Source organism: Flavobacterium tructae (genome assembly GCF_001853485.1).
Classification (GTDB): domain Bacteria; phylum Bacteroidota; class Bacteroidia; order Flavobacteriales; family Flavobacteriaceae; genus Flavobacterium; species Flavobacterium tructae.
Map to the genome: position 1 here is coordinate 349,657 of NZ_MIKE01000024.1, position 11,748 is coordinate 361,404.

Genomic DNA, 11,748 nt, shown 5'->3' on the forward strand with positions numbered 1-11,748 from the left:
ACTCATTAAATCCATTTATCTAAAACTTAAACAGCATCTTCTTAAGCACTTCATAAAGGCATTGATCTGCATTGCTGAAAGATAAAAAAGAAGTAAATAACGCCATTCGGCCCATCTCAGTTTCCTGTTCTTTTTGATTGAAATTTCATATTCTAATATCAAATCCAACTGTTGCGGCTTACTAAAAAATTCCATTTTTTCAACAATACATTGTTTGTAAAAATTTTCGCTCGCAAGATCTTTTAATTTTTGATTATTCTGTTTTCCTGATATGGACGAACTGGAATATCTGATCAATAAATTACTCTCATTTATAGAGTAAATAGGCTTATCATCAGAAAAAAATAACCAAGCCGCATCATCACTATGCCAGGCTAAAGGAAAATCAAAAAAACCAAATTTCTTAAAAGCCGTTTTTGAAAATGCATATTCAGACAAAGAACTCCTTGTCAACCCTTTAAATCTTCTAAAATAAGAATCGGATGCTTTTTCCCATACCGGATTTGTAAATGAATGACTTATTCTTCCGTTCAAATTCATGTTTAATGATTTTGAAGCGAATCTTACCAGATTTGATTTTGTATGAAAAACATTGTAATGCTCATACCAGGACGATACAACATTTTTCTCCAAAATATCGTCATCACCCAAAATCATTATCCAGTCTTCCTCCTCAACAAGGGCAATACAGCGTTCCCAATGCTTCACCAGTGATATTCCTCCTAAATTTTCCTCAAATATCTGGTAAACGAAATCAATTTTGTCTTTATACTCCTCCAAAAGTAAAGAGGGATCTTCCGGACTGGCATCGTTTCCTATAAATACTCTGAATCTTTTATTTGTTTGCTCCGATAGTGATTTTAAGGTTTCTTCAAAAAAAATCAATTTGTAATATGGTATAACTATAGCCAGCATTTATCCCTTATTTATTTTTCCGAAAATTGCAAACCCGAAAAAAGTTTTACAGAACAAATCAAGTACAAATTTTTCGCTTTTAAGTTTTGCAGAAAACCCTTCCCTTTCTTTTTGTAAGTTGTAGTTTAATGCCCCAAAAGATCCCAGATGTTCTACAAAAAAATCAGCATGTTTTATACTTAAATAATTGAATAGTTTCTCTTTTATAGTACCATCCAGTTTTTTTTGCCTGGACACTAATTTTATTCTGTAATAAAAGCCTATAGTATTTAAACATGATACATTTCCTCCATTCTTTAGAAGTGATATCCAAAACTCCCAATCCTCAAGACCATCGAGCATGTTATTATCATATCCTCCAATCAATTCCCAATCTTTCTTTCGGTATATTGCCGAGCAAAAAATCATATTATCTAGTGCCAACTCTTTTAGTGAAAATGGTCTCAGATTCCAGTTTCCTGTTTCATCACCAAATTTTTCTGCTTTACAATAAACAAGTTTTAATGACTCATCATTTTCAAATGCTCTTATAGCTAGTTTGATGTAGTCTTTAGCAATTTTATCATCTCCGTCAAGTGGCAGGATAAATTCACCAACACTGTTTGCGATACCAAGATTTCTAGCGCTGCTAACCCCTCCATTTTCCTGATAATAGTATTTAAATCTTACATCTTGTTCAATCCATTTTCTTGCTATTTGTTCTGCATTATCAGAGCCTCCGTCATTTACAACAATACATTCCCAGTTTTCAAATATCTGGTCTGAAACAGATTGTAAAGCTTCATCTAGATACTGAGCCTGATTATAACATGGAACCACTATGGAAACTATTGGATCTTTCATTTTTTACTGTAAAAAATTATTGATTTTATAAACAGTTTAATTTCGTGCAATGATTTTAATTTAAATGGTGATTTTTTTCTAATTTTTAAATATTGCAGATAGACTTTTGGAGTGTACTTTTCTTTTTTTAAAAAATAGTCTTTCAACAAATTGTTCTGAATCTCTAACAAATATCTTTCAAAACCTGCCTTTTCAAAAAAAGAAGTTTGATTTGCCAAAAGTAATTTGTTTTTTAAATCTTCGAATCGATTTATTTCTCTAAAAGAAACAAATTCTCTTCGTGATATTATCTTCTTTAGAAAATCTTGTGTCTCATCATCTCTTTCAAAATTAAGATTCGTCAGTAAATTAACTTTAATCTCCAGTGCAGTATTTATTTGTTGTTCATTTCTTTTATGAGAAACTTGCGAATTGTGAACACGATAATTAAGCAAAACTTCCTGCAAATTGTACAGTTTTCCCACGACTAACAATCTTGTCCAGAGATCATAATCTTCGGCTGGCTCTTTTTGGGTATCGTAAATTAAAGTAAATCTATCCAGATAACTTTTCCTCATCATTACAGTTGGATGTCCTATACAACAATCCTTAAGCATTGCCAATTTTATATCATCATGATCTTCAGGAACAGCAACGATTTTATCTTTACCAATTATCTTAAAGTATGTGCCAATAAGTACTGTATCAGGGTTTTTATCTAAAAAAGCAACTTGTTTAACAAAACGTTCCGGCAGACTTATATCATCACCGTCCATACGAGCAATATATTCTCCTTTAGCAATGCTCAATCCGTAATTCAGACTATTCGTAAGGCCTGAATTTTGAGGTTTTATGATTAATTGTATTCTGGGATCATTATAGTTTTTTATAATTGACACTGTTGAATCGGTAGAGGCATCATCAATTATTATAAATTCAAAATCTGAAAAAGTCTGATTCAAAATACTATCTATTGCTTCCTCTATATAAAGTTCGCAATTATAGACAGGCATTAGAACTGATATCTTGGGGGTTGAAGACATTATTTTACTTCTTTTTCAAATAATTCTATGTCGGCAGCAACCATTTGTTTTACGATATCATCTAAATTAAATTTTGGTTTCCATCCTAAAACTGTTCTTGCTTTTGTTGAATCTCCGATCAACAAATCAACCTCTGTTGGTCTATAATAAGTAGGATCAACTTTTACTACTTCTTTACCAATCTCAATTTGATATTTAGGATTCGTACAAGATTTGACTTTTCCAACTTCATTTTCATTTTCTCCCACAAATTCCAGTTCAATACCGCATTCCAAAAATGCCATTCGAACAAATTCTCTTACCGGAGTAGTTTTACCCGTTGAAATAACAAAATCATCTGGTTTATCTTGTTGTAAAATTAACCACATTGCTTCTATGTAATCTTTCGCGTGGCCCCAGTCTCGTTGCGAATTTAAGTTTCCAATATATAATGCATCCTGCAACCCTAAAACTATTTTAGCTGTAGCCATGGTAATTTTTCGGGTAACAAATGTTTCTCCTCGCAGAGGCGATTCATGATTAAATAAAATTCCATTGCAGGCAAACATATTATACGCCTCACGATAATTTACAGTTATCCAATAGGCATAAATTTTTGCCACACCATAAGGTGAACGAGGATAAAAAGGTGTTTTTTCGGTTTGTGGTACTTCTTGCACTAAACCATACAGCTCTGAAGTTGAAGCCTGATAGACCTTGGTTTTTTCTGCCAGACCCAAAATTCTCACCGCTTCTAATAATCTCATGGCTCCCAAACCATCAACATTTGCAACATATTCAGGAGTATCAAAACTAACTTTTACATGAGACATAGCCCCTAAATTATAGATCTCGTCAGGTTGAACTTCCTGAATTATTCTTATTAGATTGGTAGCATCAGATAAATCACCATAATGAAGGATAAATCGAACATTTTCTTCATGAAGGTCCCTGAACAAATGATCAATTCGTTGCGTATTAAATGATGAAGCTCTTCTTTTTACACCATGAACTTCGTAACCTTTCTCTAATAAAAATTCGGCTAAATAAGCTCCATCCTGACCAGTAACTCCGGTTATTAATGCTTTTTTCATTTTCTATATTTTAACCCAATTTGTCGGGATTATGTCATTAGTATTTATGGAATCGTCATTGAACCATCGTTTTGGAGCAATTACAATTTTATCAGGATTTTTATTCAGCCATGCACCCCACCAGCTAAAACTACTATTTGCTATAATATTGTGCTTGCAAGATGCCATTAATTTTAAATCTTCAAAATTTGTTAAAGCATCATTAAAATCAATAAATACTGTTTCGTGTTTTGTCGAAAAATTTGCTTTTACCCAGTCCATATCATCCGAAAAGACAAAATAAACAGGATTATTTATCTTATTTTCAACTATTTCCAAAGCTTTGTTATAATATTCTTCTTTACTTGTATTATGCAATGGATTATTTATATAATCTCCTCTTCGAATATGTATCGAAACAGAATTTACAGACTCAATTTTTGCAATTGCAGCTTTAGTCTCTTTTTTTAAGAGTGTCCGCAATTCAAAATCTTCCCGAATTTCTTTTTCATACTTTATAAAATATTTCTCTGATTGAAAATAACCTTCCAGAAATATAATATCTCCTTTTAAATGAATCAGATCAGGATTATATCCAAAATCGACTTCTTTATAAAATACATTTTTTTGATAAAAACTCTTTATTTTTCTTAAATATCGATTGGGTTTTTTATAGTTTTTAGAAATGATATTAAAATGGTTTAATGCATAGTTATGCAGTTTATAGCTCTCAAATTGCGATATATCAAGAGAGACCTTTTGTTTTGTTTGTAGCGCCAGAGCTTTAGCAGCTGCATATTGAAACAACTGATTTCCTAAACCTCCAATTAACTGAATGACGATCATTTATTTTTTTAATAAATTTTCGATAATTAACAAATCTTCCTCCAGAAGTTCCGGATAATTTCCACAATAAAATCCATTTGCATGCATCATATCTGCACCTGGCATTTCATATAATTCACTTACATACTTTTTGTAAAAAGGTTGCTCCTGCATATTTCCAGCTATCATTGGTCTAATTTCGACTCCAGCTTTTGTAAATTTATCCAGATAATATTCTCTTAGTTGCGGCGTTTTACAAACAAACGGAAAGGCGAAGGTAGACAATCTGTTGATATGATCGTGTTTTAGATAAACAAAGTCGGAATTGTCTTTTATAATATTTTCTATTCGTAAATAGTTTTGTTCTCTTTTACTTATATTTTCTTCTAAAAACTGCATTTGATATTGCCCCAAAAAGCCGGTAATTTCAGTAGGTCTGAAGTTATATCCTAAATCATAAAAAGTATACTTGGCCTGAAATTCTGACTGAATATCAAATCTCCCCCTCCATTTTTCCTGTTGTTCAACAGTAAGATTTCTATCCCAGCCATTGGCTCTTACAATTCTAAGCATTTCAGCAAAATCATCATCACTTGTACAAACCATTCCTCCCTCTATAGTTGACATATGATGGGCAACAAAAAAAGAGAAGCTCCCTCCAATTCCAAAATTACCAGTAGTTCCCTGTGGCAGTTCAGTTCCTAATGATTCGCAATTATCTTCTATTAAAATAATATTTCTTTGATCACAAATTTCTTTTATGGTATCTATATCTCCTGTAAAACCAAGGATATTTGTGATAAACAAAGCCTTTAGATCTGTTGTTTTCAATCTTTCCAAAAGATGACAAGACATGGTATTCAATGTATCAGGTTCGCAATCGAGTGCAACCGGAACCATTCCTAACTGAATAATTGGCATTGTATTGGTCGACCAGGTTAATGCCGAAAAAGCTACTTTGTCCCCATCTTTCAGCTTTCCTAAATTTTTTAAGGCCTGTAACATCGCCAAGTTTGCACTACCGCCACTATTAAATAATACTGCGTGTTTACATTTTTGATATTGAGCAAATTTATCTTCGAATTTTTTGCACTCAATATCCATACTTAATCTGTCTGCATTAAGAATGAAATCAGCCAAAGCTTTTTTAGTTTGTTCTTCTTTAAGAAATGCTTTTCGCATTAAGGGTATTCTCATTTTTTAATTTTATTAAAATATGGTTTTTCTAAGTATTCATAAATATAAATTGACAATAAAACAGCGAAAGAAAATGATACCATATATTCTATTATCATTGATATAAAACTTGATATATTTAAGTACATCATCAATTTGGAAGTGAGATTTAACTTTGTAATTACAAAACAATGAATAATATAAAAAGAATAACTAACCATTCCTAATAATTGCATAAAACCATTGACCAGTAAAAACTCCAGTTTGTTTCCTTTTATTAGATTACCAAGAATTATTAAGAAGAAACCCATTTGAACTGTTATATAAAATAATGCGTTATACAGTTTATCTGTCATAACAGATGTTACCCAGTTAAAGTTTAACCAACCATACATTTGAAAAAATATGATAAAAAAACCTGCAATAACAATTAATTCTTTGTATTTAAATAAAACTTTAGATCGATTAATCTTCTGATGATATTTTGCTAAAAAAACACCAAAAAAGAACCCTAAAAATCTAACTGGCTCTCCTATTATATGTTGTTCAATAAAAAAATGAATTAATAAAATTGATGTAAATATCAATAGTAGAAATATAATACTTGTAGTAATTTTATTTGGTAGGGTAATATATAATATTCCTGCTAAAATGTAAAAGTATATTTCGTAAACCAACGACCACGTGACTACGACAATACTTGAACTTGAATTAAAAATATTTAAAAAGAAAATATTATCAAAAATAACCTTTAGATGGAATCCATTATAAATTATAAAAGGGATAATTAAAATAAAAACAATTACGGGTAATAATCGAGAGTATCTTTTGTACATAAATTGGATAAAAGATATCTTATTATTAGGATTCGTTAAAGATTTGTAGATTAAAAATGAGCTAATTAAAAAAAAGCAATCTACACCAATATGACCAGAATGTAAAAATTTAATAATTGGCTCAAAAACAGAATCTTCGCCTAAAAAGTAATCTTCCTTTTGAAATTTTCCGAAAAAATGAACCCCAAACACTAACAAAATAGCAAAACCCCGTAATCCTTCAATGAAAGAATATTTATTCGTTTTAGGGTTTAACTTTAGGGCATTATTAATCATTTTAATTTTTTATAACTTTCTATTACCTCTTCTATTCCTTTTTCTAATGATTTAGCAGGTTTAAATCCTTCTTTTACCATATTAGAAACATCCATGCATTTTTTAAGCATTCCGTTTGGTTTAGTATCATCCCACAAAATTTCTCCTGAGTATTCTACTTTTGAAGAAATCAAGACTGCTAATTCTTTTATACTGATATCAGTTCCGGGACCTATATTAATAAAATTGGGAGAATTATAATTCTCGAAAAAGTATAAAATTGCCTTAGAAAAGTCTTCTACATGCAAAAACTCTCTTCGTGCAATTCCGGTGCCCCATAAATTAATAGAAGGATCATTTTTGGTTTTAGCATCTGTAAATCTTTTTACTAATGATGATAAAACATGTGCATGATTTAAATCAAAAGAATCGTTTGGTCCATATAAATTACTCGGAATTAAACTAATCCCGTTAAAACCATATTGTTTATTATAGCTTTCTAATAACTTAATGCCGGCAATTTTTGCAATTGCATAACCTTCGTTTGTGGGTTCAGGTTTACCATCTAAAAGATATTCTTCTCTCATAGGTTGTGGAGAAGCTGCTGGATAGATACAAGAACTTGCAATAAAAACAAACTTTTTAACCTGATGCTTATATGCCGAATTAATTACATTTGACTGTATCATTAAATTGTCATACAAGAAAACTGCCGGGTTATCAATATTAGCTTTAATACCTCCAACTTTAGCCGCGATATGAATGACATACTCCGGTTTTTCTTTTTCAAAGAAAGTATCAACATCTTGTTGATTGATTAAATCTAAAGTTTTGTGTGTTGTCGTTATTATATTAGAATACCCTTTTTCTTTAAAAAGATCTAAAGTTATACTTCCCAGCATTCCTGTATGTCCGGTAATATATATTTTGGCATTTTTATTTATATCCTCTCCCAATTCTCCCATACAAATTCATATTGATACGTTAATTTATGAGTTATAGAAAGATTCATTTGAATTTCATTCATTCGCTCTTTTGCATTTTCAATTAAAAAATCATGAAACTGAACCTGAATATTCTTAAAAACTTTAATAAAATCATTCGATAGTAAAGATTCTAGAAGTTCATATTCACCACCTTCAACATTAATTTTAATTAAATCAACTTCCTTAATATCTTGAGCCTTTAAAAATTCAACAATCGATTTTAATTCGATTGTCTCTGTTCTTTCACCATTTAAATAAATAGATGAAGAATTATCGGAGAGACTTATCTTCAAATTAGCATTTTCACCAGCCAAACCAAAATTAAACGATTTAACTTTTTTATTTTTAAGAAATTTGCTTTCTATAATTCCGAAAAAATCTTTAATTGGTTCAAAAACATAAATATTTGAACCATACTTACATAATATATCTGCCGCAAATTCTCCTTTGTATCCTCCAACATCAAAAACTAAAGAATCCGAATTCAAATCATAATCTAATCTAAGAGATTGATCCCCATTTACAGCGAACCATGGCTGCACTCTATTATGTTGCAATAATTCATTAGGACTTGGTGTCGTTTTCTTATCACTATAATTAATGAGTATTTTAATTGCTTTTTTAACTCTTGAAACCATCTAGTTTTTATTACTGTTTTAAATTTTCTACTTAATAAATCTATTTTTAAGTCTCTTAATTACTTTCTTAAAATTTATTTTGAGTAAATCTTCCTCATTTTTTTTTAATTTAAAATTAATTCCTCTCTTACTAACCATATTCATTTTGTCTAATACATCAGCTAAAAAAGGAAAGAAATTGTCTCTATGAAGACTTTCTATTGATTCTTTCTTAAGTATTTCTAATCTTTTTTCAAATTCATTTTCTTTAATTGCGGACTCAATTATTTTTACACTGGATTCAAAATCATCTATGTTAATCCGGATAAAAGATTCTTTATTAACTATACTTCCTAAATTAGGGCAGCCGTAATAAAATGGTAATGTATGAGCGTATAAACAATCAAAGAATTTTTCAGTGACCCAATCGTCACAATAATCATTTTCTATAGCTATTGAATATTTGTAATTAGCCAGAACATCCCATTTATCTTCAAAATCTGCTATCCCACGTCCATAAACGTCTAACTGATCTCCAAAATACTCTTTGAGCTTTTTAACAAAATCAACTCTTTTTCTATGCCCTTCAGTAAAAGCTTTATTAGAAGAGACAACTGAAATTAATTTTGTTTTATCCGGTGTCTCTAATAAATTTAATTCATCGTATGATTTCCCTATAAACCATGGATTTGCATTATGTGAATAAATAATATTCCTATGTTTTAGCTCTTTCTGTACCGTAATAATTGTACCAAATTGGTCTAAGAATTTTTGAGTAAACTTAGGACTCGTATTGTAACATTCTCCCGGAATAAAAATTACATTTTCGGGATCACACTTTACAATCTCTGTTTTTATTTTATAATCGGTATATACAATCCAAAAATCACACTCTTTCAGATTATCATCAATAACAAACTTATAGTCTCCCCAGATCTGAGAGAAATTTGGAGTTTGTCTAAAAAGAGGCCAATCGTAATTAAATGTTAACTTAACTATTTTCATTATTTACAATTTTTTCCATTCCGGATTTAAAAAGAAAAGACCGGCTGCTCTTGGCAAACTTCTAATGGTATATTTTCCTCCATCTATAATTTGAAAAGACAATGCATTTTCAATACAGTCAAATATCTGGTGTCCCGTTGTAGTATTACTTGTAAAGCTAATGGTATACATCCCGGGAAAAAGTCTTATGTCTTTTATACTTACAACATACTCTTCTTGTTTTTCTACATGGGTTAATTCAAAATTTGAATCTCTACCCATAATATGAAAAATAGGCATTTCGTCTGAAGATCTTATCTGGATTCCGACCTCAGATTTTGCTTCGTTTGTATTGTTTTGTAGTCTGAATTTAATAATTAAATCATCTCCAATAGAGAATTCATGACTTGGCTTTTGGTTTTGATCTCTTATCTCTACAGAGATAAACTCTATATTTCTGCTGCCAGTTCGTTTTGTATCTGAATCAAAAACAACAGTATGATCAGTAGAATTACCATTATTTGAATAAACATCTAATGCCTCATCAATATCTCCATTAAATTTAATTTTGCCATTTTCGAGTACGATTCCTCTTGTACATAAACTCTTTACAGCTGCCATATTATGGCTTACAAATAAAACGGTACGACCTTCACCTTTTGAAATATCCTGCATTTTACCAATTGCCTTCTTTTGAAATTCGGCATCTCCAACCGCCAAAACCTCATCAACTACCAAAATTTCGGGTTCCAAAAATGCCGCTACCGCAAAAGCTAAACGGACTGTCATTCCAGAGCTGTATCTTTTTACGGGTGTATCTATATAACGTTCACAACCTGAAAATTCTATAATTTCATCAAGCTTAGAAGAAATTTCTTTTTTGGTCATTCCAAGAATGGCACCATTTAGAAAAATATTTTCTCTTCCGGTCATTTCTCCATTGAAACCAGTTCCCACTTCAAGAAGTGAAGCAATACGTCCACGGGATTTGATACTTCCGGTAGTTGGAGCTGTTACTTTTGAAAGTATCTTTAAAAGTGTTGATTTTCCCGCTCCGTTTTTACCAATAATTCCGAGAACTTCTCCTCGTTCAACCTCAAAATTAATGTCTTGCAGTGCCCAGACATAATCTGAATTTCCTTTTGTGGAACGATCATTTGTATCCCCAATTTTTAAATAAGGGTTCTCTTTACCTCTAATCTTATGCCACCAACGATTAATGTCATGACTTAAGGTTCCGGTACCTACTTGTCCTAAACGATATTGTTTAGAAATGTTTTCGGCCTTTAATATTATATCTTTTTCCAAAATTGTAAATGGTAAATCAGTAATTAAACAGTATCTATAAAACTTTTCTCCGTTTTATTAAAAACCAGTAATCCGATAAAAAATACTGTTATAGTTACAATTAAAGTATAAGTCAATCCCAAAACCGAAATATCACCTACATTCAATAACATAAAACGGGCAGTCTCAATAATATAAGCTAATGGATTATATACAACAAGCCAGCCGTAAGACGGTAATTTATCTTTAATAAGTTCCATAGGATACATTACTGCTGATAAATACATCAATAATTGTATGCCAAAACCAATTAAATGACTAAAGTCACGATATTTTGTTACCATCGCTGAGATAAGCATACCGAGGCCCAATCCTAAAATTCCCATTATGATTATTAAAACAGGAAAAAATAAAACAAGACCATTTAGACTTAAATCTGCTCCTTGAAAATAGTAGAAAATATAGAATCCAATAAAAATTAAAAATTGTATTCCAAACTTTACAAGATTTGAAATTACAACGGACAGAGGAGTAATGATCCTCGGAAAATATACTTTTCCAAAAATCGCGGCATTAGCCTTAAAAGTGTCTGATGTCCCAGTCAGGCAGGCAGTAAAATAATTCCAAACTGTTATTCCCGCCAGATTAAATAAAAATGGAGGAACAGTTCCTGTCTCAATTCCGGCAACATTATTGAATATTATTGTAAAAGTTACTGATGTAAACAATGGCTGAATCAGATACCAAAGCGGGCCTAAAACAGTTTGCTTATAAACTGTGATTACGTCACGTTTTACGAAAAGAAATAATAAGTCACGATACTGCCAAACTTCTTTTAAGTTTAACGAGAAGAACTTATTTTTAGGTGTTATTTCAAACAACCAATCATTGGGGCTATTGTTGTTCATTTAATAATTGCTACAAACACATTGTAGCTAAATTTTTGATAA

General features: G+C 30.9%; 12 protein-coding genes. All 12 read right to left on the reverse strand.

Annotation, left to right across the window (positions count from 1 at the left end):
* Positions 1 to 15: 15 nt before the first annotated feature.
* The 12 genes from BHE19_RS15220 to BHE19_RS15275 are packed head-to-tail and all read right to left on the reverse strand — an operon-like array spanning position 16 to position 11,706.
* A complete protein-coding gene (locus BHE19_RS15220; protein ID WP_070907842.1) occupies positions 16 to 915 on the reverse strand; it encodes a glycosyltransferase family A protein in 900 nt (299 codons plus the stop codon).
* Complete coding sequence (locus BHE19_RS15225; protein ID WP_070907843.1) at positions 916 to 1,758, reverse strand: glycosyltransferase family 2 protein; 843 nt, start codon at positions 1,756 to 1,758, stop codon at positions 916 to 918.
* Positions 1,755 to 2,780, reverse strand: a complete 1,026-nt coding sequence (locus BHE19_RS15230; protein ID WP_070907844.1) for a glycosyltransferase family 2 protein — start codon at positions 2,778 to 2,780, stop codon at positions 1,755 to 1,757. The genes BHE19_RS15225 and BHE19_RS15230 overlap by 4 nt, the downstream gene beginning before the upstream one ends.
* Complete coding sequence (gene gmd / locus BHE19_RS15235) at positions 2,780 to 3,853, reverse strand: GDP-mannose 4,6-dehydratase (RefSeq protein ID WP_070907845.1); 1,074 nt, start codon at positions 3,851 to 3,853, stop codon at positions 2,780 to 2,782. Before gmd ends, BHE19_RS15230 begins: the two co-directional genes overlap by 1 nt.
* 3 nt (positions 3,854 to 3,856) lie before the next feature.
* Complete coding sequence (locus tag BHE19_RS15240; protein WP_070907846.1) at positions 3,857 to 4,678, reverse strand: alpha-1,2-fucosyltransferase; 822 nt, start codon at positions 4,676 to 4,678, stop codon at positions 3,857 to 3,859.
* Positions 4,679 to 5,854: a DegT/DnrJ/EryC1/StrS family aminotransferase gene (locus tag BHE19_RS15245; protein WP_233431383.1), complete on the reverse strand. Its 1,176-nt coding sequence runs from the start codon at positions 5,852 to 5,854 to the stop codon at positions 4,679 to 4,681.
* Positions 5,851 to 6,945, reverse strand: coding sequence for an acyltransferase family protein (locus tag BHE19_RS15250; RefSeq protein ID WP_070907848.1), 1,095 nt, complete (start codon positions 6,943 to 6,945; stop codon positions 5,851 to 5,853). The genes BHE19_RS15245 and BHE19_RS15250 overlap by 4 nt, the downstream gene beginning before the upstream one ends.
* Positions 6,942 to 7,889 (reverse strand): GDP-L-fucose synthase family protein, encoded by a 948-nt coding sequence (locus BHE19_RS15255; RefSeq protein WP_083342562.1) that lies wholly within the window; start codon positions 7,887 to 7,889, stop codon positions 6,942 to 6,944. Before BHE19_RS15255 ends, BHE19_RS15250 begins: the two co-directional genes overlap by 4 nt.
* Complete coding sequence (locus tag BHE19_RS15260) at positions 7,865 to 8,548, reverse strand: FkbM family methyltransferase (protein WP_070907849.1); 684 nt, start codon at positions 8,546 to 8,548, stop codon at positions 7,865 to 7,867. The genes BHE19_RS15255 and BHE19_RS15260 overlap by 25 nt, the downstream gene beginning before the upstream one ends.
* A 27-nt stretch (positions 8,549 to 8,575) precedes the next feature.
* On the reverse strand, positions 8,576 to 9,532 hold the full coding sequence (locus BHE19_RS15265; RefSeq protein ID WP_070907850.1) for a glycosyltransferase family 10 domain-containing protein: 957 nt from the start codon (positions 9,530 to 9,532) through the stop codon (positions 8,576 to 8,578).
* A 3-nt stretch (positions 9,533 to 9,535) separates the two neighbouring features.
* Entirely contained in the window at positions 9,536 to 10,819 is a 1,284-nt protein-coding gene (locus tag BHE19_RS22970) for an ABC transporter ATP-binding protein (RefSeq protein WP_070907851.1), read from the reverse strand.
* A gap of 23 nt (positions 10,820 to 10,842) precedes the next feature.
* On the reverse strand, positions 10,843 to 11,706 hold the full coding sequence (locus tag BHE19_RS15275; protein WP_070907852.1) for an ABC transporter permease: 864 nt from the start codon (positions 11,704 to 11,706) through the stop codon (positions 10,843 to 10,845).
* Between the last annotated feature and the right edge of the window lie 42 nt (positions 11,707 to 11,748).

Coding starts and splice junctions, on each gene's coding strand:
- gmd (WP_070907845.1), bottom strand. CDS start 3,853: ATGAAAAAAGCATTAATAACCGGAGTTACTGGTCAGGATGGAGCTTAT.
- BHE19_RS15260 (WP_070907849.1), bottom strand. CDS start 8,548: ATGGTTTCAAGAGTTAAAAAAGCAATTAAAATACTCATTAATTATAGT.
- BHE19_RS15250 (WP_070907848.1), bottom strand. CDS start 6,945: ATGATTAATAATGCCCTAAAGTTAAACCCTAAAACGAATAAATATTCT.
- BHE19_RS15230 (WP_070907844.1), bottom strand. CDS start 2,780: ATGTCTTCAACCCCCAAGATATCAGTTCTAATGCCTGTCTATAATTGC.
- BHE19_RS15220 (WP_070907842.1), bottom strand. CDS start 915: ATGCTGGCTATAGTTATACCATATTACAAATTGATTTTTTTTGAAGAA.
- BHE19_RS15265 (WP_070907850.1), bottom strand. CDS start 9,532: ATGAAAATAGTTAAGTTAACATTTAATTACGATTGGCCTCTTTTTAGA.
- BHE19_RS15245 (WP_233431383.1), bottom strand. CDS start 5,854: ATGAGAATACCCTTAATGCGAAAAGCATTTCTTAAAGAAGAACAAACT.
- BHE19_RS15225 (WP_070907843.1), bottom strand. CDS start 1,758: ATGAAAGATCCAATAGTTTCCATAGTGGTTCCATGTTATAATCAGGCT.
- BHE19_RS15240 (WP_070907846.1), bottom strand. CDS start 4,678: ATGATCGTCATTCAGTTAATTGGAGGTTTAGGAAATCAGTTGTTTCAA.
- BHE19_RS15255 (WP_083342562.1), bottom strand. CDS start 7,889: ATGGGAGAATTGGGAGAGGATATAAATAAAAATGCCAAAATATATATT.
- BHE19_RS15275 (WP_070907852.1), bottom strand. CDS start 11,706: ATGAACAACAATAGCCCCAATGATTGGTTGTTTGAAATAACACCTAAA.